Here is a 23,434-nt window from a genome sequence, read left to right as displayed (position 1 = left end):
CTCCCTCACCACCTTCTTTGCGGGTACCGGCCGAGCCTATCGCCGACCCGACCACGCCCACACCCGTGCGCTTGCGATCGTGGTCGGGATCGCAAGCGCACGACGTACGAGTGTGTGCCGGATGATGACGGGTACACCCGGGTAGTGGCTTTTCTCGACACATCACGGAGAAAGACCGAGCGTTCATGAGCGAGCACCGCGACTCGAAGAGCACGGCTCGCTCTCGGACGCACGGGGTCGATCATGCGGACACCCCCGAGCAGCAGGACGGTGACACCGGCCAGGAGCAGCATGACCAGGAGCAGAGCGAAGGGCCGCCCGACGCGCGGCACGATGAGGACCGGCGTGCCGACGAGGGTCTCGGCTCCGAGGAGGGCCTGTCCGGCGACGAGGCGGCCCGGCGGTTCGAGCGTTACGGCGCGAACGAGCTCGGCGAGCAAAACCGTTCCACGATCGTGGAGTTTCTCCGGCACTTCTGGGGGCCGATCCCGTGGATGATCGAGGCGGCCGCCGTGCTCTCCGCCGCCAGCGGGAAGTGGCCGGATCTGGCGGTCATCCTGGTGCTGCTGCTGATCAACGGTGTGGTGGGCTTCTGGCAGGAGCACCAGGCCGGTAGGGCGATCGAAGCACTCAAGCAGCAGGTGGCCGTGCACGCCCGGGTCAAACGAGGCCGCGATTGGCACGAGATCCCCGCGCGGGAGGTGGTCCCGGGGGACCTCGCGCACGTGGGTGTGGACCAGATCGTCCCGGCTGACGGGCGGCTGCTGGCCGGCGGTATCTCCGCGGACGAGTCGGCACTGACCGGTGAATCCCTGCCGGTCGGCAAAGAACCGGGCGATGCGGTGTATTCCGGGTCATCGACATCGCGCGGGGATGCGCATGTGCGGGTGACCGCCACCGGGCTGCGCACACGCTTCGGACACACCGCCGAACTGGTGCAGGGCGAGGCACCACCGTCGCACTTCCGGCAGGCGGTGCTGCGGATCGGTCGCTACCTCATCGCGCTGTCGTTGGTGCTGGTCACCGTGATTATCACCGTGTCGTTGCTGCGCGGCAATCCGCTGGCCACAACCCTCGAGCTCGCTCTGGTCGTCACGATCGCCTCGGTGCCGGTGGCGCTGCCCACGGTGCTGTCGGTGACGATGGCCGCCGGTGCTCGCGCACTCGCCCGCAGGAAAGCCATCGTCAGCCGACTGCCCGCACTGGAGGAACTGGCCGGGATGCAGATCCTGCTGGTCGACAAGACCGGCACGATCACCCGCAACGAAATCACCGTCCACGATGCGGTCGGTGTGGACACCGGAAGCGGGGATGCCGCCGGCTCGGACGAGATCCTGCTCGCCGCCGCGCTCGCCTCCCAGCAGGACGGTAGGGACCCCATCGATCTGGCCATCTTCGACGCAACCGAGGAGGAATGGCTGGCCAGGTACGAACTGCTCGACTTCACACCGTTCGACCCGCAACTCAAACGCACCCGGGGCCGCGCGCGAGGGCCGGACGGTCACGAATTCCATGTGGCCAAAGGGGCTGTGCAGGCGATCACCGACCTGGCCGAGGCGGGCAGCGATCTGCGTCAACAGGTCGAGGAGCAGGCACGCGGATTCGGCGAGCAGGGCATGCGCACGCTGGCCGTCGCGCGCGCCGACGACGACGGCGACTGGCGCTTCCTCGGAGTACTGGCCTTGCGTAACCCACCGCGCGCGGACGCCGCCGAGACACTGGAACAGGCAGCCGATCTCGGTCTGCAGGTGCGCATGCTCACCGGTGACCGAGTGGAGATCGGCAAGCAGGTGGCAGGCGAGGTCGGCTTGGGCGATGACGTCCGACAAGCCGAAGCCGTCCGGGATGCCGCCGACGAACGCGAACTCGCCGAGCAGGTGGACACGGTCAGCGGCTTTGCCCAGGTGGTGCCCGAGGACAAGTACCGCATAGCCGCCGCCTTGCAGGACCGCGATCAGATCGTGGGCATGACCGGCGATGGCGTCAACGACACCCCCGCGCTGCGGCGCGCCGAGGTCGGCATCGCCGTGGCGGGGTCGACCGATGCCGCCCGAGCGGCCTCCGAGGTCGTACTCACCGAGCCCGGACTGTCGGTCATCGTCGAGGCGCTGCGCCGCAGCCGGGAGACGTTCCGGCGAATGACCAACTACACCATCTACCGCATCAGCGAAACGATCCGCATCGTCGTGTTCGTCACGGTGGCCATCGCAGCGCTCGGCATCTTCCCGATCAACCCGATTCAGGTGATCCTGCTGGCGCTGCTCAACGACCTGGCCATCCTGTCCATCGCCTATGACCGAGCCGAACCGGCAAGCAAACCCGCACGATGGCGGATGCGCCAAGTGCTGGGCGTGGGTTCCGCACTCGGGCTCGTCGGCGTGGTGTCCTCATTCGTGCTGGTCGTGCTCGCCCAGGGCCCGCTCGGCATCACCGGCCCCGCCATCACCACGCTGGTCTACCTCAAGCTGTCCGTGGCGGGCCATCTGACCTACTTCGCGGCGCGCACCCGCGGCCCCTTCTGGTCCTCCTGGCCCACTGCGATCGTCCTGGCTGCTGTGATCGGTACCCAGATCCTGGCCACCACCATCGCGCTGACCGGCTTTCTCATGCCGTCCATCGGCTGGTCGCAGGTCGGGCTCGCCTGGGGATGGTCCGTCATCTGGCTGTTCGCCATCGACGCGACCAAAGTACTCCTCAATCGACGGTTGGCAACGGATCAGGATCCGGGAAATACCGAAGCCGGCACCGACCGCGCTCAGGACCCCTCTTCGCACCGCACGCAGGAACGTGGCTAAGAGGCTCCGGCGGTGGGGCGTTGGATCAGGGAGCGGTGGCCAGGTGGATGCCTCGCATCGGGTCTTGCTAGGAGGAAGGAGGCGTGGCGGAGCCACGTCGACTCCACGACAACGCCGCGAGGTGCCGCCCGGGCGCCGCGAGCCCGACAGTTCCTGCTGCCGGAGCCTCTAAAGTTGCTGTCGAATACCGGGCTCCTGCGGTAGCCGTCTGAACTGGTCTCCGAGCTCGGCGTTGATCGCTCGCAGGCCGGACCCACTGCGCAGCACCGGAAGCAGCGTTCGTTGCCGGATATCCTCAAGAAGAAAAGCGGTTCCCCCGTACAGCGATAGCACGGACAACGCAAGCGCAGCGGCCCCGTCAGCCAGAGCGACAGCGTGCGGGGCCCCCAACTGATAGGCGGCAGCCAATCCTGCACGGATTGTCGACACGGAGAGAACGAGCGCGAGGAGACGCTTGCCCAGGCTCGCCGCAACCGCCAGCGGGATCAGCATGACCGCGAACGCCGCCAGGAACAGGCCCGCCGCGAAGCTGGTCCGCATCGTCGGGAAGACGACGTGCAACAGGCCCAGCGCCAGCCACGACGTCGCGAAGAGACCCAGCGCACTGGCGGCGCCGGTGTCCCTGGCCAGGAAGGCGAGCACTGCAGCCAGCAGTTCCAGCGGAAAGACAAAGGCAGCCATCAGGATCCCGGCTGCTCGTACTTCCATACCGTGCATCCATTGGAAGGCGATCCCGGCGAGCAGCACCATGCCGATGCCGAAGGAGAACAATCCGAGCGGGAGCGGGTTTCCGTAGGGACGCAAGGAAATGTGACTGAACGACTGCTGCGGGGGCGTGGAGGCCATCCTCTGTGCATACCCGTCCTCGTGCCCGTCGAAGCGTACGAGCGCTCCCACGCCGCAATCCTGGAGAGTCCCATTCCTGCAGGCGAATGCGAGGCACGGGCCGGGTTCTCGCGTGTGGACTCACCGCAGTGCAAGTACCTCTTACGTGCTCTTGTTCTGCTCGACGATGGTCTGCCGGGCGGGCGTGATCCACAGGATGACACGCTCGGACTTGATACCTTCCGGCGGATACTGCTTGCCGAGGTACTTCCGGGCCAACTCGTCGATCTGCTCGCGTGCTTGCGGGCCCGTGGTCGTCGCCGTGACCTCGCCGCGGACCTCGGCATACCGGTACGGGTCGTTCTCGTCGCGGATCAGGACGGTGATCCGCGGATCACTTGTGATGTTCCGGTACTTCGTGCGATGGGTTTCGGTGTTCAGGACGATCTTGCCGTCCTGGGCATGCACCCAGATGAATTGGGTCTGGATCGCGCCGTTGGGCAGCAGGGTCGAAATCGAGGCGAAATTCTTTCCGGTTGCCAATTCCTCGGTCACCGGGTGCAAATCCGGACCGTTCTTCGTGTCCGCCATCGCTGCTCTCCCTCCGTGCGTCGCATCCTCGCGAACAAAGCCGTCCGGAGTCAGTCATACCGCACATGTGCAGGATCTGCTTCCTCGGTGACTTCCGGCCATCCACTCCGGCGGAATCACTCGCGACCCGCAGAAAGGATCATCGCGCCAGCCGTGCATCGGAAAAAGTCCGAGCGCCAGGCGTTCGACGAGCAGATCCGCTGGACCGCGCCACATCCGACCGGCACCCACTTCAACATCGATCACCGCACCCGTGCCGAGGTCGTCGACGAGCGCACCGTACGGCTCTCGGCCGATGTCCGAGTGCTGCTCGGCAGACAGCAGCGCGAGGCTCGCCGCCCACGCGATCTCGTCGAGCACTCCGGTTGCCCATTCCGATGACCGAGCATGATTGCTTCCGTGATCGGGTAACCGGGTGTTTCCGGGAAGCCGCAAGGATCGGAGGACGCCGTGGCGCAAGCTGTGACCGTACTGGGGACCGGGCTGATGGGAGCCGGAATGGCCCGGAACCTGGCCGGTGCCGGACTCGACGTGACGGTGTGGAATCGCAGCGTGGAAAAGGCGCGCCCGCTCGCGGAGGCGGGCGCCACCGTCGCCGAGGATCTCTCCCGCGCCGTGTCGGGCGCGGACGTGGTCATCACCATGCTGTTCGACGTCGACGCCGTCGCCCAGGTGATGGAGTGTGCTCTGCCCGCCACCGACTCGGAGGCGATCTGGGTGCAGACCAGCACGGTCGGGCTCGGTGGCACCGCCCGGCTCGCCGACCTGGCCGAGCAGCACAGTGTCGGATTCGTCGATGCACCGGTGCTGGGCACGAAACAGCCTGCCGAGCAGGGGTCGCTCATCGTGCTCGCCGGTGGTTCAGCACAACTGCGCGACACCGTCACGCCGGTCTTCGAGGCGATCGGCTCGCGCACGGTGTGGGTGGGAGAGCAACCCGGTGACGGGCACCGGCTCAAGCTGGCCGCCAACTCCTGGGTGCTCTCGGTCGTCGGCGCCACGGCCCAGGCCGTCGGGCTGGCCGACAATGTGGGGCTCGATCCGCAACTGTTTCTGGATGCCATCTCCGGAGGGCCGCTCGACTGTGCCTATGCCCAAATCAAAGGCAAGGCGATGATCGCAGAGGAGTTCCCGCCCGCGTTCACCCTCGGCGGGGCGGTCAAGGACACCGCGCTGATCGCCGAGGCGATGCGCACCGGTGGCACCGACGAACAACTGATGCAGGCACTGCATCGGCAGTTCCAGGCAGCAGCCGATGCAGGGCACGGCGCGGAGGACATGGCTGCGGTGATACACGCTCTGCAGCACTGACGTCCGCGCGGTGTGCCGAGTTGGTCGAGTAACTCGGCACCGACCGCTCGACCGGAGAGGCAAGCACCGTGGCGAGCGCACAGTATACAGTATGGGAGGTGATCTTCACGCTGTCGAGCGAGTTCGGCCGTCCACTCAACGTGGCTTGTTGACGTCCTCCGACGACGACGTCACTATTGCGCCATAAGCAATCATATGCGTAATGAGCAACAGTCGATCTATTGTTCATGGTGCCGCGCGAGGAACGATCGCGGCTCGCCCCGGACACCGACGTGCGGCATGCGGAGGGGACTGCCGGGGCGGGCCCACCGAGCGCAAGGGAGTGGCCGATGAGGGTCCTTGTCGCCGATGCTTTCCCGGAATCGTCCCTGACCGAGATGGCCGAACTCGGCCACGACTGTATTCACAAGCCGGACACGACCACCGAGCAGCTTTCCGGCGAGCTTGCGGGATGCGACGTTCTCGTCGTACGAAGTACCAAGGTCCCCGCCTCGGTCCTCGCGGAAGCCGATGCGCTACGTCTGGTGATCCGTGCGGGTTCCGGGACCAACACCATCGACTGCGAAGCAGCCTCCGAGCGAGGAATCCACGTTTGCAACGTGCCGGGACGCAACTCGGTCGCAGTGGCCGAGCTCGCTTTCGGTCTGCTGCTGGCGCTGGACCGCAACATCGCCGACAACGTCATCGACCTGCGCGCGGGCCACTGGGACAAGAAACGCTACGCCCGGGCACGAGGAATTCACGGTCGCCGAGTCGGCGTGATCGGGCTGGGGCAAATCGGACTCGAATTCGCCGAGCGGGCCGCGGCATTCGGCGCCCGAGTACACGCCGTGGCCAATACACAGCGCGATCAACAGACACGGGACCGTGCCCACGCCATCGGGGTACACTTCGTCGACAGCCTGGAGACACTCGCACGGACCTGCGATGTCCTGTCACTGCACGTACCGGCGACCGAATCCACCCGGCACTTGCTCAACCGTGACCTGCTCGCCCACGTACAACCCGGCACGATCATCCTGAACACCTCGCGCGGAGAGCTCGTCGACGAGGACGCGCTCATCGAAGCGATGGAAGCCAAGGACGTGCGCGCGGGCATCGACGTGTGCGCGGACGAACCGGACACGAGCACCGGCAGCATCGACTCCCCGCTGGCCAAACACCCGAACGTCTACGGCACCCATCACATCGGAGCCTCGACCGAGCAGGCGCAGCACGCAGTCGCCGCCGAGGTCGTACGGATGATCGATGCCTTCGATGCGGGCAACGTGGTGCACTGCGTGAACCTCGACACCGTGCTGCCGACACAGCAAACGCAACCCGGGTCCCAGCCCGAAACGCAGCCCGAAACACAGCCCACCGGGTTCGCGACGCCGCTCCGTTCCGGCGGTGGCTCATGAACGGCTCGCAAGCACAGCAAACCACCCCCGCACGCGAGCTCTCCGGGCATCCCGCGGGCATCACGGTACGTCCGCCGGAGGTGCTGGTCATCGACCCACGGCGGACCGAGACGGTGGACGGGACCATCGACCCGACACGGGTGCGCCGACTCCTCGACGCGGGCGGATACACGCGCCCCTCCGTACCGGCCGTGGTGGTGTACCGGCTGGAAGCCGGCAGGCACCGGCAAACCGGGGTCGTGGTCGAGGTGTCGATCGACGATTACCGCAACAGGCGCATTCGCTGCCACGAGGCCACCAGTCCCGAGCGCGAGCGTCGAATCGAGCAGCTCACGGTGGGCGGCGGTATCGAGCAGATGCCGGTGACACTTGCTCATCCGGACCGGCCCCGGCTGCGTGAACTGCTCGACGGGATCACGGTGGACGAACCCGATGTGCGTCTGAACTCGGCCGACGGAATCACGCACACCGTCTGGATTCGTCACGATGCCGAGCTGGCGGAAACAGTCCAGGACGAGATCGGCGATATCGAGACGCTGTACATCGCCGACGGACACCACCGGATGGTGGCCGCGGAACGCAATGCGCGCAGGCGAAGCCGCCTCAACGGGGAGCACGCCCACGCGTTCACACTGGCTGCCCTTTTTCCCAGCAGCGAGATGCGCATCCTCGGCTATCACCGCTGCCTGCCCATGCCGGAGGGTACCTCCGCTGCGGACGTACTCGAGGTACTGGCCGCACACCCCGTGACGGCGCGCATCGAGGAATGCGACTCCGCTCAAGCGGCACAACCCGCACCCGGAGTCGTCGGCGTGCGCGTCGATGGGCGATGCTACCGGCTGTGGCTGCGTGCCCCGTGGGATGCCGACCAGGTTCGCGCTTCACTCGACGCTGTCGCGCTCGACGAGAAGCTCCTTCCCGCGGTGCTCGACATGGCAGGCGCCGACTCCGGGGACCGGGCCACACCGACGCACGGCGGCGGCGCGGGCGGCACCGGATGCTGGTGCGCCGAGCGGGAGGCACTCTCCTTCTTCCCGCACCCGCCCAGCGTCGAGCAGGTCATGGCCGTTTCGGACGCCGGTCTGCTCATGCCGCCGAAGTCAACGTGGTTCGATCCCAAAGCCAGCGCGGGATTGTTCGCACGGGAACTGTGTTCGGTCTCTTCCGGCCGCACTCGTGCCGGCTGAAGCCTGCGGCCGCCGTCGACCGGCACGATGGGCACCGGCGAGGGAAACCGGCCCTCGATGTCGAGAGGGCGGGGCGAGGATGGAGGAGCTCCAGCGATGAGCATCACCGCAACAGCTGCCGTGCTCTCCGGCGTGGGCGAGGACTTCGAGCTCCGGGAGGTCTCCCTCGACGAGCCCCGCCCCGACGAAGTGCTCGTGCGCATGGTCGCCACCGGCCTCTGCGGCACCGATGTCGGCGTGCAGGAAGGCCATATCCCGTTTCCTCTTCCCGGTGTCCTCGGCCACGAGGGAGCAGGAGTGGTCGAACGCGTCGGTGCCACAGTCGATTCCGTGCAGCCCGGCGACCAGGTATTGCTGTCGTTCACCAGTTGCGGATCGTGCCGAAACTGCCGAACGGGCCATCCCGCGTACTGCGAGACGTTCCTGTCCCGCAACCTGCTCGGCGGGCAGCGAGCCGATGGCAGCACCACCCTCTCCGGCCCGTCCGGTGAACTGCACGGACACTTCTTCGCCCAATCCTCCTTCGCCACCTGCGCACTGGCCGACGAGCGCGGAGTGACCAAGGTCGATCCGCATGCCGACCTGTCCCTGCTCGCCCCCTTGGGCTGTGGAGTCCAGACCGGCGCCGGAGCGGTGTGGAACTCCCTCAAGCCCGAGCCCGGATCGGTCCTGGCCGTGTTCGGCGCCGGGGCGGTGGGGCTGTCCGCGATCATGGCAGCAGCGCTGTCGGGCACCACGAACATCGTGGCGGTCGACCTCGTCGCCGACCGTCTGGAACTGGCCCACGAGCTGGGAGCCACCGCGACGGTGAACTCCCGCGAGACCGATGTCGCCGCCGCCCTGGCGGAGATCACCGGCGGCAGGGGCATCGACTACGCCATCGACAGCACCGGCAACACCGGGGTGCTGCACACCGCCGTCCACGCACTCGCACCCCTGGGCGTCTGCGCCGCCATCGGCGCGCCACCGGCGGGCAGCACCGTCGAGGTCGATGTGAACTTTCTGCTCAACGGTCGACGGGTCATCGGCGTCACCGAAGGTGATTCGACACCACAGATCTTCCTGCCCGCCCTGGTCGACCTGATCGGACAAGGCCGGTTCCCCCTGCAGAAGCTGGTTCGGACCTACGAGTTCACCGCCATCAACGAGGCGGCCGCGGCGGTCAAGGACGGCAGCACCCTCAAACCGGTCCTCACCTTCGAGTCCGGCTGAAACACCGGCGTCGAGGGCGCACTGCTCTTCCGAACCGAGTGTGCGGCATCCCGCACGGGACACGCGAGCCTGCCGCACGCGGTAAGGCGGATTGTCCACCCGCGGTCTCGACAAGCTCTTGACATCGGGAGATCGGCGTCACAATATACACGGGCAAATCGATTTGTCCGCTGGCTACCGCGTCCACAGCGCGAGGCCTTCCGGATCGAGTCGGTCCCCGACCTCGGGTTGGGGCGAGCGCTCTGCTGCGAACAGCAGCCCGAGCACGTCCGTCACGGGGCCACGAGTGGCCCTTCGCCGACCTCACAGCGAGGAGGCTTGTTGTGTCCGTATCGACAGAGCGACACCCGGTGGACCAATATCGGCCGATCGCCAGGATGATTCCGTTCGGCCTCCAGCACGTGCTGGTGATGGCAGCGACCCCGATTTCGAGCGTGTTCCTGGTGAGCAAGACCCTCGGCCTGTCCGAGGACCTGACGGTCAAGCTGCTTGCGGCAGCCTTCGTGTTCTCCGGCGTGGGCACCCTGGTGCAGTCCCTGGGACCCGGCAGGATCGGCGTCCGGCTGCCGTTCGTGATGCTGCCCGGTGGAGCACCGATCGTGCTGTTCGTGGCCATCGCCCAGGAACACGGTCTGCCCACGGCGTCGGGAGCGGTGATCCTGACAGCGGTCTTCTACCTGGTGGCGCTTCCGCTGTTCACCCGACTGCTGAAGTTCTTCCCCACTGTCGTGATCGGCACGATGATCGTGATCATCGGCGTGAATCTGATCAAGGTCGGCGGCCTGCTGGTCACCGGCAAGCCGGGGACACCGGGATTCGGAGATCCCCGCGCTCTCCTGCTCGGACTGGCCACGATCGGCTGCACGGTCCTGTTCTTCCGCCTGCTGACCGGCATGCTGCGCCAGCTCGCAGTCGTGCTCGGGCTCGTTGCGGGCACCGTGCTGGCCGCACTGCTGGGAGCGACCCACTTCGACGAGGTCGGCACGGGCCCGTTGTTCGCATTGCCCGAACCGCTGCCCTTCGGTCCGCCCGAATTCAGTCTCATCGCCGCCGTTCCGCTGATGCTCTTCGCGCTCGCGTCGATGGCCGAGGCCACCGGGCAGACCGTGCTCAACGGCGAGATCGTCGGCAAGGACATCGACACTCGCCGGGACGCTCCGAAAACGATCCGGGGGGATGCCCTCGTCTCACTGTGCGGCGGTCTCTTCGGCACGTCGCTGATGGTCACCAGCGGGGAGAACGTGGGCATCGTCCGGGTCACCGGGGTGCGTAGCCGGTTCGTCACCGTCATCGCCGGGATCGTGCTGGTGCTGATCGGCCTGTTCACCCCGATCGCACAGCTCATGGCCGGTATTCCCGCCGCGGTCGTCGGGGGTACGGCCCTGGTCGTGTTCGCCGTGATCACCGTGCTCGGTATCCAGATGCTGCGCCAGGTCGATCTGTCCGATCACACCAACATCGTGATCTGCGCGGTCGCGCTCGCCCTCGGACTGCTACCGATCCTGGTTCCCGGCATCTACGATCAGTTCCCGGCCAACGTGCGCATCCTGCTCGACAGCGGCGTCGCCGTCGGTGCCTTCGTCGCCGCGGTTCTCAACGTCGTGTTTCACCATCTCCGGGCCCCCTCCCCACGCGAAAACACCGAGACGGCAGCCGCATCATGACCCCATCACCGAAAAGCGAGACCATGCAGCACCTGTTCGCCCACGATGAGTTGCTTCTCCTGCCGGAGGCGCTCCTCCTGCCCGAAGGTCCCGCACACGAGTACGCCGTGGTTATCGCCGACGGAATCTTCCAGCACGTCGGGCCGGCCCGGGAAGTCCTCGCCGCGCGCAGCGACCTCGAACCGGTTCGCCTGCCCGGCCACATCCTCATGCCGGGCTTCATCGACGCCCACCACCACCTCACGCAGAGCTTCGGCAAGGCCGCAGGATTCGGCGAACCCTCGGAAATCTTCCGGCGGATCTGGATTCCGCTGGAGCACAGTCTCGACGAGGAAACAGCCTACGTCGCCGCGAAACTCGCCGCCCTGGAGGCACTGCGCGGCGGATTCACCACCGTGACCGAAGCAGGCACGAGAGCTCCCGTCGACGTCGCCACGGTCGCGGCAGCGACCCAGGACACCGGTATCCGATGTGTACTCGGGATGGTCTGCCACGAGGAACCCGATCACGGCGAGCAGCATCTGGCACGCTGGGACGATGCCACGCTGATCCACCCCTCCCTGGCGATCCCCATCCCGGAGATCGCCACCGCGGAGACACTGCGGGACACCGCGCGACTGTGCGCCGATGCCGGAACGGTGTTCCAGATCCACGTCAACGAGCATCTCGCCGCTGTCGAACGTTCCCTGGAGCGGCACGGACGCCGACCGCTGGAGCATCTCCACGACATCGGAGCCCTCGGTCCGCACACGCTGGCCGCCCACACCACCTTGCTCACACCGCCGGAGATGCGGCTGCTGGCCGACAGCGGCGCCGCGATCAGTTACAACCCGGTCGCCAGCGCCTGGAAGGGCAATGCGGTCGCACCGGCACACATGCTGGCCACACTGGGCGTGCGGTTCGGTCTCGGCACCGACGGCACGCGCGGCGACGGATTCCGGCTTGCCGACGCCGCCGAATTCGCCCAGCGCCTCGCATACGGCCTGGACACGGGCGATTCGTCCTGTGGTGGCGGCTGGTCCTGGCTGGAGCACGCCACCGCAGGCAGCGCCGCCGCCGTGGGCCTGCAGGAACTCACCGGTGAGATCGCCACCGGCAAGGCCGCCGATTTCCTCCTCGTCGATACGAACGTCCCCGAACTGCAGCCGTCCCGGGACCTGCCCTGGGAACTGGTCCGGCTGGCCAACCGGGATCAGATCACCGCCGTGGTCATCGGTGGACAACTCCGCCTGTGGAAGGGGTGGCCACCGGACTGGGACGGCCCCGCCTTCGTCGAACATGCCGCCGACATCGGAGGGAAAGTGCTCGAACAAGCCCCCCTGCAACGCGTCCATTCCACATCGGTCGAACACCGGCGGACAAGCAACGGCCGGGGGTGTGACAGGTGAGCATGGCCGCTCTGGCCGTGGCGGCGGTTGCCGTCACCGTCGCCTCCTTCGTGCAAGGCACCACCGGGCTGGGATTCGCCCTGATCCTGGCTCCGGTCATCGGCATTCTGCAGCCGAATCTGCTCCCGGTGTTCTTGCTGATGCTGATGATCCCGCTCAACGCCTACATCGCCTGGCGCGAGCGCGGTTCTCTCGACACCAGCGGCGCCGGCTGGGTCACCGGCGGGCGGTTCGTCGGCACATTCGGTGGCCTGTGGGTCCTGGCCGTGATTCCGATGGGCAAACTGAACCTGCTCATCGGTACGGCAACCGTGCTCGCCGTACTGATCACGCTGCTGGCGCCGGCGTTCACACCGGGCAGGCGTGCGTTCGTCACGGCCGGAGCGATCACCGGTGTGGCCGAAACCGCGACCGGCGTCGGCGGGCCTCCGCTGGCACTGGTGTACCAGCACCGGCCCGCGCCCGTGCTGCGCTCGACCGTGGCGATCTGTTTCGTCGCCGGTGAAGTGATCTCGCTGAGCCTGCTCCTGGCCACCGGCACGGTGCAGGCTCAGCAGCTTCGAAGCGCCGCACTACTGCTGCCCGCGCTCGTGGTGGGTGCTGTGCTGAGCCGCTATGTCCATCACCGTCTCGACGGTGCCTGGATGCGGCGCGTCGTCCTGGCCTTCGCGCTCGTGTCGGGACTGACCCTGCTCTTCGCCGGATGATCCGGCTCCCGAGGACTTCCTGGCCACCAGCACCGGTTCCGGAGGGGCGATCGTCTCCCGGCTCGAGTCGCCCCGCAACCGCTCCAGCAGGAGTTCCACCGCACTCGCCGCTGCCTGATCCAGGTGCAGATCGACCGCAGTCAGCGGCGGGTCACACGTACGAGCACGGAGACCGTCGTAGCGGGTGGCCACGAGCACGTCGTCGGGAACACGACAACCCCGCTCGCGCAGGGCTCGCACGACTCCGACGGCGAACGCATCCACCGTGGCACAGACGGCATCCACCTCCGGGTACTGCGACAGCAATTCCATACCGGACGAGTACCCGGCTGCCTCACCACCGGCCTCCTCCGCCCGCAGCACGACAGCGGGCATGTCGTGCCGCACCACGAAATCCCGGTAAGTCGATTCCATGTCCACATAGGAATGACGACGGCTGTTGCCGATGAGCAGGGCGATGTGCCGCGCCCCTTGCTCGTGCAGATGCCGCAGCAGCAACCGTCCCACCCAAGGAGCATCCAGGTCCACATGGGCCAACTCGGCTTCCGGTTGCCTGCCCAGAGCCACCACCGGCAGTCCACGAGCCTGCAAGCGCCCGGTGGTGCGGTCGTTCTCCTCCGGTTCCACCACGATCGCACCGTCGATGTCCAGCGAGTCCAGCGGCGGATCCGACTCCAGGGGCGGGACCAGCACCAATCCGAAGCCGTGCAGCAGCGCCGACTCGGCAGCGGCGGCGGCGACCTCCATGAAAAAGCCCAGTCGCGAGGGGCCGCCGGCAACCGCGAAGGGCATGGACGAGACCAAGCCGATCGTGCGTGCCTCACCGCGGCGCAGCCGCTGTGCCCGCAGACTCGGCCGGTATCCCAGCTCGGCAGCCACGTCCTGCACCCGCTGCCGTGTCCGCGGGTCGACCTTGCCCAAACCATTGAGCGCATGCGAAACGGTCGTGGGTGACACCGACGCCGCTCGCGCGACATCGGCAATGGTCACACGCCCCGATCCCGCCATCGCCCTTCCTCACCCCGAGCTCGTTGACCACCCCAGGCTAGCGCGCCCCGCCGAAGCATCCGACACATCGGGCGGGGAGAGCCGACGGGATATGCCCGTGGCGGCGGTGCGTACGGCGGGACCGAGCCGTGCGACGTTGACACGGGAACTGTGCACCACGACCGAGACGGCGGCGAGCGCTTGCCCGTCCGAGGCCAACACCGGGGCGGCGACCGAGACGGTGCCGAGTGAGTACTCCTGCGCGGCCACGGAAAACCCACGTTGGCGAATCTGTGTCAGCGCCCGACGCAGCAGGCCCGGAGAGGTGATGGTGTGCGGCGTGTAATGGACCAGCCCGCCGGTGATGATCTCCTCGGTCAGCTCGGAGGGGAGGAACGCCAGCAACGCTTTGCCCATGCCGGTGGCGTACAGCGGAAGCCGACCACCGGAGCGCGAGGGCGTATCGACCGCACGCCGACCGGTGATCTTGTGCAGGTACACCGCATGATGACCATCGCGCACGGCCAGATGCACGTTCTCGCCGGTGACCTCGTAGAGATCCTCCAGAAACGGCAGTGCGACGCTGCCGAGCCCGTATCGGCCCGGAGCGCGCATGCCGATCTCGAACAACCGCAGTCCGATCCGGTAGTGCTGGTCGCCACTGCGCTCCAGCCCGCCCCACGCGACGAGCTCGCCGGCGATCCGGTGCGCCGTGGCAGGCGCCAGCCCGGTGCGGCGGCACAGCTCGGCCAGCGTCAGGTCGGTGTCGTCGGGTCCGAAGGCCTCGAGTATCGCCAGCACCCGACTGGTCACCGTGCGTCCCGGTTCCCGGATTTGGCCCGGCATGATCGCCTTTCGTCGTCCCTGCCCCCTCCAGGCTACTCCGGAGCTGCTGCGCTGCTCGCACGCTCGGAGGCCACCGGCATCGTGGTGTGGTCCTCGCCCACGATGAGCTGCCCGGTGAACCCGCCGTGGCGCACGTCCTCGGCGAAGGCGGTGGTCTCTTCGGCCGTGGTCGGGCCGGGTTCGAGATGGGTGAGTACCAGGGTCGCGACGCCGGCGCGTTCGGCCATGGCGCCCAACTCCACGGTGTCGGCGTGGTACTCGGCGATGTAATCCTTGCCGCGCGCACGGAGAACTTCGCTGCGGCAGGCCTCGTGCACCAGCACGTCCGCATCTCGCGCCAGCCGCTCGACCTCACCGCACACCCGGGTGTCTCCGCTGACGACCATCGCACCGTCGGGGGTGTCGAAGCGGTAGGCCACTGCGGGCTCCACCGGCTCGTGCCGCACCGCCACTGTCGAGACCTCCACCGCATCGGATCGCCACACCGTACTCGGCATCGTGGTGGGGGTGAATGCCCGCACGTCCACCACCGGAGACGTGGGGCGACCACCGTGGTGCCTGCGAATCGCGATGTCGTCGTCCCAGATGTCGAGCACCCGGCGGGCGAATCGGGCGGTCGGCCCCTCCGGGGCCAGCACGGGCAGCGCATCGAATCCACCTTGTACCCAGCGAGTGAGCACGAGATCGGACATGCCGACGAGATGGTCGGAATGGTGGTGGGTCAGCGCCAGCAGCCCGATCTGCGGGCAACGAATCCCGAGCTCGGCCAGCCGCAGCACGGTGCCACGCCCGGCGTCGACCTGTGCGGCCAATTGCCCGCAGCGCAGCAACGTTCCCGGCCCGGCACGGCCCGGCACCGGTAGTGGGGTGCCCGTTCCGGTCAGCGTCACGGTGGTGTCCAACGTCCCGTCCTCCTTGCCTACGACGACGTGTCCGAACCATCGCCGACTCGGTCACCGCAGCACCATGCCCGCATTCCGTTCAACGGAATGCCGGTGTGGGCCAAGCGCCGAGACCGGTGTGACGCTGTACGTACTTACCCGTGGTCCGCGCCACACGAATTGATTGCCAGGACATGCCATGACCACCGCCGATCACCTCGACGTCTCCGGAGGCCCTCGTCAGGGATCGGTCTTCGCCGTAGGAAGAGAACAGACACAGCAGCCATGACTTCGACCAAGCAGACCGCAGCGTCCCCCGACCCATCGCGGCAGAACATGAACTCCGAGAGCCTCAACACCAAGGATATGCGGAGGATTCTCACCTCCAGCTTCATCGGCAGTCTCATCGAGTACTACGACTTTCTGCTCTACGCCACGGCTGCCGCCATCGTGTTCAGCCAAGTCTTCTTCACGAACCTGGGACCCGGCTTCGCCGCCTTCGCCTCCTTCGGCACCCTGGCGGCCGGCTACCTCGCCCGGCCGCTGGGCGGGGCGATCTTCGGGCACTTCGGTGACCGTGTCGGGCGCAAGAACGTCCTGGTCATCTCCATGGTCACCATGGGAGCGGGTACCACTGCGATCGGCCTGCTGCCCACCACCGCCCAGATCGGGGTCATCGCACCCGTCCTGCTGATCCTGCTGCGCATCCTCCAAGGGCTGGCCGTGGGCGGCGAATGGGGCGGCGCCATGCTGATGGCTCTGGAGCACTCCCCGAGTAAACGACGCGGCTTTGCCGCCAGCTTCGCGAACATGGGCGGCCCTGCGGGTGCGGCGCTGGCCACCCTCGCGGTCAGCGCCGCTACTCTCCTTCCCCAGGATCAGTTCCTCGCCTGGGGATGGCGCATCCCGTTCCTGATCAGCGTCGTACTGGTCACGGTCGGTCTCGTGATCCGCCTCAAGATCGCGGAAACGCCACTGTTCCAGGAACTCCAGAACAAGGCCGAAGCCAAGAAGATCCCGCTGCTCGAGGTCATCACCAAGAACCCGAAGAGTCTGCTCCTCGGAGTCATCGCCGGAACCAGCGTCTATTCCCTGGCCGGAGTGGTCACGGTCTGGGCCGTGTCCCACGCGGTCAACGAGGGTGCGGACAAGACCGGCGTGCTCAACGCCAAGGCAGCGGCCGCCGTGGTCATGCTGCTCGTGGTGATCGTCAGCGCCCGGCTCAGCGACCGGTTCGGGCGGAGGCCGGTCATGCTCACCGGAGTGATCAGTGCCGCTGTCTGCGCCTTCCCGATCCTGTGGCTGGTCGAACTCGGCACCGTGTGGAGCTTCGCCATCGCCGTGATGCTGGGGCAGGGTCTGCAGGGTGTCATCTTCGGGCCATTCGGCGCCTTCACCGCGGAACTGTTCCCCACGCACATGCGCTACACCGGCGCGTCCCTGGCATACCAGAGCGCCTCCACCCTGGGCGCCGGATTCACCCCGGCGATCGCCACCGGGCTGGTGCTCACCGCCGGAGGCAGCCCGACGCTCCTCGGAGCCGTCTGGATCCTCGCCTTCGCCGCGGCTGCCGCCGCGATCCTGCTGACCCGCGAAGGCAGCACTCGCGATCTCACCACCATGAAAGCAGGTTCCGGACGAACGTGAGCGCGAGGCGGCCTCCTCACCGACTGCAGCTTGCCTCGGTGAGGAGGCCGCACGTCGCTCGGTTCAGCAACTCCGGCCGGTACCGTCCGGACACAGCCACACGGCAGCGGCAGCCAGCAGGTTGCGCATCCCGGCGGACAGCGCCGGAGCGGGGTCCGGGGCGTATCGCGGTGAGTGGTTCGACGGCAGTCCGGGCGGCAACGTGCCCTCCTCCAGGCGGGCCAGGTCCTCGGCGGAGAAGAGCGCCGTGTCGGTACCACCGAAGTGCCAGAAGACCGACGGGCAACCCGCCGCCGTGCCGAAGACCCCGAAATCCTCGCTGGCCGCCAACGGAGACGGCAACGTCCGCACAGGCGCGCCCGTCGCGTCCAAAGCGTCGATCACCTGTTGCGTGACACCGTCGGTATTGGCGGTGAGCGGGAAGCTGTCGTACCGCTCGATGTCCGGCTCCTTCGGCACCTGGAACGTCTCGGCCTCGGACCGCACGATTCGCTCCACAGTGGCCAGCGCCTCCTCACGTGCCTGCGTGCTGAATGTCCGCAGACTCAGGAGGAGTTCGGCCCGGTCGGGGATGATGTTGGCGGCCGTGCCCGCGTGCAACGCCCCCGCCGTGAGCATCGTCGCCGGTGAGCGGGAAGCCTGCCGGGCGGAGAACGCCTGCAGCCGCATCACGACTGCCGCTGCCAGCACCACCGGGTCCACCGCGAGATGCGGGGTGGAGGCGTGCCCGCCCGCACCGTGCAAAGACACCCGCAAACTGTCCGCCGCGGCCATCAGCGTCCCCGGGCGGGTCACCACCACCCCGGCCGGAAACGGACCGACGTGCTGGCCCAGACACACCGCCGGAGCCGGGAAGCGCTCCAGCAGCCCGTCATCCAGCATCGCGCGGGCTCCTTTGCCGATCTCCTCCGCAGGTTGGAACACGGCCACGACCGTCCCGCGCCACGCATCGGGGTGCGCCGCGAGCTGATGGCAGGCTCCCAGCAGGCAGGTGGCGTGCACATCGTGTCCGCACGCGTGCATGCACCCAGCCTCGGCCGAGGCATACGACAAGCCCGTGTCCTCCTGTACCGGCAACCCGTCCATGTCGGCCCGCAGCAACACCACCGGACCCGCACCGTTGCGCAGCACGCCAACCACGCCGGTGCCACCGACTCCTTCGGTCACGTCCCAGCCGCCCGCGGCGCGCATCTCACGCGCCACGACCGCGGCCGTGCGGTGCTCGACGAAGGCGAGTTCGGGATGGGCGTGCAGATCGCGATAGACCTCCTGCCAATGCGGGACGTGCTCGGACAGCCCGGTCTCAAACACGGTGCTCGGCGCCGCGGGCATCGATGTCCTCCTTGGTGTTCGTACCGATGTGTCGGAAACGGGAAAGAAAACGCTCGGTGGTCTGCGGGACACACAGCACTGCCACGATGGCCAGCACCGGCCCGGTGATCAGCACGCTGAAGGCGGCCGTGTACGAGAAGTGGTCGACGACGGTGCCGAACACGGTGGGCGTGATGATTCCGGAGAGCTGACCGCCGAACAGGATCATTCCGGAGGCCACACCGCTCAACTTCGGGGGAAGGCTGCGCAGCGGCACCGAGAAGGACGGCAGGTAGCACAGCCCGGCCGCCCCGCTCAGCAGCGTGCCGCAGACGACATAGGTCGCCACCGACGGAGTCCGCGGAAGCAGGAACAGCAGCACCGCCACCACCACCATCGCCGGGACGATGATCTTCCGCGGCCTCCCCTCGAACCGGTCGGAGAGCCGACCACCGACCACCGCGCCCACCGCGGCGGCCAGAGTCGGCGCGATCGCGAGCAGCCCCGCGTACCTGATCTCCAGGCCGCGCTGTTCGACCAGGTACGACGCCGACCACGAGTTCAGGCCCCAGATGACCACGTCGTAGGAAAAGAACAGCAGCGCGAAACCCCACATCACCGGCGAGCGCAGCACCGCGGCCGTCGCCCCGCGAGCCCGCCGCACCATCTGGCCGGTCTGCTCCGGCGGCAACGGCGCGGGCATCCAGCGGACGACCGCCAGCAGCACCAGCACACCCAGCACCGAGACCGTCACGTACATGACCCGCCAGTTCCACGCCGTCAACAGCGCCGAGGCCAGCAAAGCCGCCAGCAACCCGCCGATGGCGTTGGAACTCTGCATCCAGCCGTTCGCCGTCATGCGCTGTTCCGGCACGCTGCGCGCGCTCAACGTGTTCAGCGCCGCCCCGGGGAAGAGTCCCTGCGCCGCACCGAAGCAGCAGCGCACCGCCAGCAGAGCGACGAACGACCACGCCGCAGCGGTCAGTCCGGTGAACACCGACCACAGCGCCAGGGCCGAGCAGGCCATCCGCACCCCACCGAAACGGTCGGCCAGCAACCCACCGGGAATCTGGCACAAGGCGTAGGTGAGGAAGAACGCCGAAATGATCAGACCACGCTCGCCGTGGGCGAGATCGAAGGTATCGCCGATCGCGGGCAGGGCGAGATTGACAACCAGCCGATCGATGTAGTCAACGGTCCAAGCCGCGAAGAGCAGCACCACGGTAATCCGTGTCGTCTTGTGCACAACAGGCTCCCTCCTGCTCTTCCTGTCCCATGAAGATCCGGCCACACTAGGCCGCATGTCGTTCAGCGCCGTTACTTCGCCGGATTCCGGCGCACGAATCGACCGGCTGCAGGATTCCGCCGTTCTCGGTGAGACGGACCTGGCTCTGATCGAGGCTCTTCAGGTTCGTCCGCGCGCCCCGTGGACCCGGATCGCTCCCGCTCTGGGACTCGACGCCACCACCGCGGCACGCCGCTGGCACCGACTCACCGACAACGGCCTCGCCTGGCTGACCGCGTATCCGGCCCCTCCCGTCTCGACGGTCGGATACGTGGACGTGTCCTGCCGTCCGGACGCGCTGGAGAACCTCACCGAGCGGCTGCGCACCTGGCCGTGCGTGTTCAGCATCGATCGGACGACCGGGGAACATCAGCTGGTTCTGAGCGTCGTGGCCCCCAACCTGCCCGCGCTCGATGCGTTCCTCTCCGAGGGGTTGGCACGGCTCGACGGTGTGCGGTCGGTACGACTCGGCATCGGCACGCGCTTCTATCGCGAGGGCAGCGATTGGCTGGTGCGCGCCCTGGACCAGCAACAGCGTTCCGCGCTGGTGGACAACCCGGCACGGGGCTCGCCGTCCCGTCCGGCTCAACTGCGCGAATCCGACAGGGCGCTGCTGCTCGCGTTGAGTGCCGATGCACGCCGCAGCTGTGCGGATCTCGCTCAGGACTCCGGACTCAGCGAGACGACAGTACGGCGACGACTGAGCCGCATGATCCGAAATCGCGAACTGTACTTCCGTTGCGATCTCGCCCAGCGGCTCGCGGGCTGGCACGTCATCGCCACCTACCGGATGGACGCCCCGGCCGACCGACTGAGCGAGGTGGGACAGTTCATGGCGGCACTGCCGGAAACCCGGCTGTGCGCCGCCGTGACCGGCGAGTGCAACCTGTTGCTGTCGGCATGGCTGCGGTCATCCACCGAGTGCGCTTCCCTGGAAGAGCGGTTGCTGCGCCGTTTCCCGGAGCTGGACGTCACCGAGCGCAATGTCACCCTGCACACCGTCAAACGTATGGGTCGGCTGCTCAACACCGACGGGGTGACGGTCGGGCACGTGCCGATCGGGTTCCGGCAAAGTGAGTAGCGGATTCCGCCTGCCGCATCATCGCGTGCCGCTGTGTCACAAGATCCGCCTCACGGCAGGCTTTCCCTGTCCGCGGCGGTCACCGCTGCGGTGAGCATTCCTTCTGCGGCGTCGATGAGGTCGATGGTCCACGGCGCCGGATTGTCGGCATCGGCTACGTCCCCGATCTTTTCGTGGTCCGCGAGCGTGGGCAGGACGATATGCTCGAGCATGCGCAATCGCGCCTGCACCACCGACTCGGGCAGATGCGCCAGGCAACGGCGAATACCCGCCCAGACCAACCGCAGGCTGGTGGCGCTCTCCCAGTCCAGAGAGGTGCGGAAGTGCGGGTCGGCGAAGCATTGGGACAGGAACCGAGCGTAGTGACCGCCCGACTCGCTCGTGCTGCCTGCCAGCGGAAAGATGCATGCTTCCAGCAGCGATCGCAGTTCACCACTGCGCCCCTCTGCCTGCATCGTGGCCAGGCGGCGCAGACGCCGATCGTTGATAACGCGCATCCGGTGGTCGAGGATCGCCGCGATCAGCGAGTCCTTGTTACCGAAGTGGTACTGCGCGGCGGAGGTGTTCCGCTGACCGGCTGCGGCACCGACCTCCCGCAGCGACACCTCGCCGATACCGCGCTCGGCGAAAAGCCGCTCGGCGGTGAGAATCAGCCGCTCGCGCGTATCTTGTGCCGACCTGGTCGGGCTCGCCATGTCCTCTCCTCCACACCGGTGGTCGCACTGCACCTCCATTGTCGCAAAGGCCTTGTCGCATTAATGCACTTGCCTTACTGTGTGGCACATTCGACTTAAGGGGAGCCGATGGAATCGATCCGCGAGCTGCCCCTCGAGCTGGGCAGGCGATCTCCGCCCTGCCCTTTCCCCGAGGAAGCACAAGGAGCCGAGAGGACAGCACCGCCAACCTCGTCGCCCGCCACGACCGGTGCTCTCCCGAGGGAAACCGGTTCCGCCCCGCAGTGAATGCGGCCACGAGACAAGGAGAGACCCTCATGACCGACCTGCTCGACTACGCCGACCGGGTGTGGCGCGGTGTGGCCACACCGGAGTCTTACCTCAGCGGTGACCTCCGCTCCGAGGGCTTGCACGAAGTCGTGAACGGAGTGTGGATGTGGTCGGCCTTCGGCAACGTCTTCGTCTTCCCCACCGCAGACGGGCTCGTGCTGTTCGACACCGGAGCGAGCCGTACCGCCACCTCCCTGCACCGCGCTGTCCGAGACCGCTGGTCCGATCCACTGACCACCGCGATCTATTCGCACGGACACGTCGACCACGTCTTCGGACTCGACCCGTTCGACCGGGAAGCCACGGACCAGGGTCGGCCACGGCCGACGGTGATCGCGCACGAGGCCGTGCCTGCGCGGTTCGACCGATACCGTCGATCGGCGGGCCACAACACGGCAGTCAACCGCCGCCAGTTCCGCGACCCCGAGCTCGTATGGCCCACCGAGTACCGCTACCCCGACGTCACCTACCGGGAAACCACCGAAGTGCGGCACGGTGACCTCACTCTGCGACTGCAGCACGTCCTCGCCGAGACCGACGATCACACCGTGGCGTGGTGGCCCGAGCGCGGGATCCTCTGCTGCGGCGACCTGTTCACCTGGGCCGCACCGAACGCGGGCAATCCCCAGAAAGTGCAGCGCTATCCACTGGAATGGGCGCGGGCACTGCGATGGATGGCCGAGCTGAACGCGCAGCTGCTGCTTCCCGGACACGGACTGCCGATCGCGGGTGCGGCACGGATCCGCCAGGCGTTGACGGATTCGGCGGCACTGCTGGAATCCCTGCACGACCAGGTTCTCGAGCTCATGAACACGGGAGCCACCCTCGACGAGGTGCTGCACCGCGTCACCCCGCCGACCGAGCTGCTGGAAAAACCCTACCTGCGTCCCCTCTACGACGAGCCGGAATTCGTGATCCATGCCGTGTGGCGACGCTACGGCGGCTGGTGGGGTGGCGATCCCGCACAGCTCAAACCGGCGCCCCGTTCGGAGTTGGCCCACGAGCTCGCCACCCTCGCCGGCGGCGCCGAGCAGCTCGCGAACCGGGCCCGCTCCCTTGCCGAGGACGGACGGCTGCGGCTGGCCGGTCACCTCGCACAGCTCGCCGGAGACGCCGCACCGGACGGTGCGGCAGTGCACGACGACCGCGCGGAGGTGTTTCGTCGACTGGAGGACACGGCCACCTCGACCATGGCCCGCGGGGTCTACGGGTGGGCCGTCGCCGAGTCCGAGGCGGTCACCGACTCGCTCGATGTGACCACCACACTCGGCCGGGCCGCAGCGGCCCGGCCGACCCGAATCACTCTTTAGAC

19 protein-coding genes and 1 pseudogene are annotated in these 23,434 nt (G+C 67.5%); 12 read left to right on the top strand and 8 right to left on the bottom strand.

Going from position 1 to position 23,434, the window contains the following annotated elements; genetic code table 11:
• The first annotated feature begins 185 nt into the window (after positions 1-185).
• Positions 186-2,795: a plasma-membrane proton-efflux P-type ATPase gene (locus tag JOF55_RS21320; RefSeq protein ID WP_310277342.1), complete on the top strand. Its 2,610-nt coding sequence runs from the start codon at positions 186-188 to the stop codon at positions 2,793-2,795.
• 168 nt (positions 2,796-2,963) lie between these two features.
• Here the strand turns inward: JOF55_RS21320 and JOF55_RS21315 are convergent, their stop codons facing one another.
• Together JOF55_RS21315 and JOF55_RS21310 are read right to left on the bottom strand one after the other, a co-directional pair.
• Positions 2,964-3,692, bottom strand: coding sequence for a GPR1/FUN34/YaaH family transporter (locus JOF55_RS21315; protein WP_310277339.1), 729 nt, complete (start codon positions 3,690-3,692; stop codon positions 2,964-2,966).
• 90 nt (positions 3,693-3,782) lie between these two features.
• A complete protein-coding gene (locus tag JOF55_RS21310; protein WP_310277336.1) occupies positions 3,783-4,211 on the bottom strand; it encodes a PPOX class F420-dependent oxidoreductase in 429 nt (142 codons plus the stop codon).
• A 153-nt stretch (positions 4,212-4,364) separates the two neighbouring features.
• Between JOF55_RS21310 and JOF55_RS21305 the strand changes: the two genes are divergently transcribed.
• The 8 genes and pseudogenes from JOF55_RS21305 to JOF55_RS21270 form a co-directional block, all read left to right on the top strand.
• Positions 4,365-4,592, top strand: a complete 228-nt coding sequence (locus JOF55_RS21305; RefSeq protein ID WP_310277333.1) for a hypothetical protein — start codon at positions 4,365-4,367, stop codon at positions 4,590-4,592.
• Between the two features lie 69 nt (positions 4,593-4,661).
• Positions 4,662-5,522, top strand: coding sequence for an NAD(P)-dependent oxidoreductase (locus JOF55_RS21300; protein ID WP_310277330.1), 861 nt, complete (start codon positions 4,662-4,664; stop codon positions 5,520-5,522).
• Between the two features lie 329 nt (positions 5,523-5,851).
• Positions 5,852-6,922 (top strand): 3-phosphoglycerate dehydrogenase, encoded by a 1,071-nt coding sequence (locus JOF55_RS21295; protein WP_310277327.1) that lies wholly within the window; start codon positions 5,852-5,854, stop codon positions 6,920-6,922.
• The gene (locus JOF55_RS21290; RefSeq protein ID WP_310277324.1) at positions 6,919-8,109 is read left to right on the top strand and encodes a DUF1015 family protein; all 1,191 of its coding nucleotides are present in this window, start codon (positions 6,919-6,921) and stop codon (positions 8,107-8,109) included. Before JOF55_RS21295 ends, JOF55_RS21290 begins: the two co-directional genes overlap by 4 nt.
• A gap of 96 nt (positions 8,110-8,205) precedes the next feature.
• Positions 8,206-9,321, top strand: a complete 1,116-nt coding sequence (locus JOF55_RS21285; protein WP_310277321.1) for an NAD(P)-dependent alcohol dehydrogenase — start codon at positions 8,206-8,208, stop codon at positions 9,319-9,321.
• A gap of 377 nt (positions 9,322-9,698) precedes the next feature.
• Positions 9,699-10,985 carry a uracil-xanthine permease family protein gene (locus tag JOF55_RS21280; RefSeq protein ID WP_374727574.1) on the top strand — a complete coding sequence of 429 codons (1,287 nt, stop codon included), beginning with the start codon at positions 9,699-9,701 and terminating at the stop codon, positions 10,983-10,985.
• The gene (locus JOF55_RS21275) at positions 10,982-12,373 is read left to right on the top strand and encodes an amidohydrolase family protein (protein WP_310277315.1); all 1,392 of its coding nucleotides are present in this window, start codon (positions 10,982-10,984) and stop codon (positions 12,371-12,373) included. The genes JOF55_RS21280 and JOF55_RS21275 overlap by 4 nt, the downstream gene beginning before the upstream one ends.
• Before the next feature lie 2 nt (positions 12,374-12,375).
• A pseudogene (locus JOF55_RS21270) lies at positions 12,376-13,002 on the top strand (sulfite exporter TauE/SafE family protein); the annotation flags it as partial.
• On the opposite strand, the gene JOF55_RS21265 reads toward JOF55_RS21270, so the two are convergent.
• From JOF55_RS21265 to JOF55_RS21255, 3 genes are read right to left on the bottom strand one after another with little or no spacing between them, the layout of a single operon-like run.
• Complete coding sequence (locus JOF55_RS21265; protein WP_374727320.1) at positions 12,946-14,088, bottom strand: LacI family DNA-binding transcriptional regulator; 1,143 nt, start codon at positions 14,086-14,088, stop codon at positions 12,946-12,948. The pseudogene JOF55_RS21270 and the gene JOF55_RS21265 overlap by 57 nt on opposite strands.
• 9 nt (positions 14,089-14,097) lie before the next feature.
• A complete protein-coding gene (locus tag JOF55_RS21260) occupies positions 14,098-14,913 on the bottom strand; it encodes an IclR family transcriptional regulator (RefSeq protein WP_310277313.1) in 816 nt (271 codons plus the stop codon).
• Positions 14,914-14,945: 32 nt separating this feature from the next.
• Positions 14,946-15,815: an MBL fold metallo-hydrolase gene (locus tag JOF55_RS21255; protein WP_310277311.1), complete on the bottom strand. Its 870-nt coding sequence runs from the start codon at positions 15,813-15,815 to the stop codon at positions 14,946-14,948.
• A 264-nt stretch (positions 15,816-16,079) separates the two neighbouring features.
• Between JOF55_RS21255 and JOF55_RS21250 the strand changes: the two genes are divergently transcribed.
• The gene (locus tag JOF55_RS21250; protein WP_310277308.1) at positions 16,080-17,441 is read left to right on the top strand and encodes an MFS transporter; all 1,362 of its coding nucleotides are present in this window, start codon (positions 16,080-16,082) and stop codon (positions 17,439-17,441) included.
• Between the two features lie 63 nt (positions 17,442-17,504).
• On the opposite strand, the gene JOF55_RS21245 is transcribed toward JOF55_RS21250, so the two are convergent.
• On the bottom strand, positions 17,505-18,773 hold the full coding sequence (locus tag JOF55_RS21245) for an amidohydrolase (protein ID WP_310277305.1): 1,269 nt from the start codon (positions 18,771-18,773) through the stop codon (positions 17,505-17,507).
• Positions 18,745-19,998: an MFS transporter gene (locus JOF55_RS21240; protein WP_310277302.1), complete on the bottom strand. Its 1,254-nt coding sequence runs from the start codon at positions 19,996-19,998 to the stop codon at positions 18,745-18,747. Before JOF55_RS21240 ends, JOF55_RS21245 begins: the two co-directional genes overlap by 29 nt.
• Before the next feature lie 55 nt (positions 19,999-20,053).
• Between JOF55_RS21240 and JOF55_RS21235 the strand changes: the two genes are divergently transcribed.
• Positions 20,054-21,118, top strand: coding sequence for an Lrp/AsnC family transcriptional regulator (locus JOF55_RS21235; protein WP_310277299.1), 1,065 nt, complete (start codon positions 20,054-20,056; stop codon positions 21,116-21,118).
• Between the two features lie 50 nt (positions 21,119-21,168).
• Here JOF55_RS21235 and JOF55_RS21230 read toward each other — a convergent pair whose 3' ends face one another.
• Entirely contained in the window at positions 21,169-21,813 is a 645-nt protein-coding gene (locus JOF55_RS21230) for a TetR/AcrR family transcriptional regulator (protein ID WP_310277296.1), read from the bottom strand.
• A 296-nt stretch (positions 21,814-22,109) separates the two neighbouring features.
• On the opposite strand from JOF55_RS21230, the gene JOF55_RS21225 reads away from it, so the two are divergent.
• Positions 22,110-23,432 (top strand): alkyl sulfatase dimerization domain-containing protein, encoded by a 1,323-nt coding sequence (locus JOF55_RS21225; RefSeq protein WP_310277293.1) that lies wholly within the window; start codon positions 22,110-22,112, stop codon positions 23,430-23,432.
• Positions 23,433-23,434: the final 2 nt, after the last annotated feature.

The organism is Haloactinomyces albus (assembly GCF_031458135.1).
GTDB lineage: Bacteria > Actinomycetota > Actinomycetes > Mycobacteriales > Pseudonocardiaceae > Haloactinomyces > Haloactinomyces albus.
This window is presented reverse-complemented; position numbering and strand designations above follow the sequence as displayed.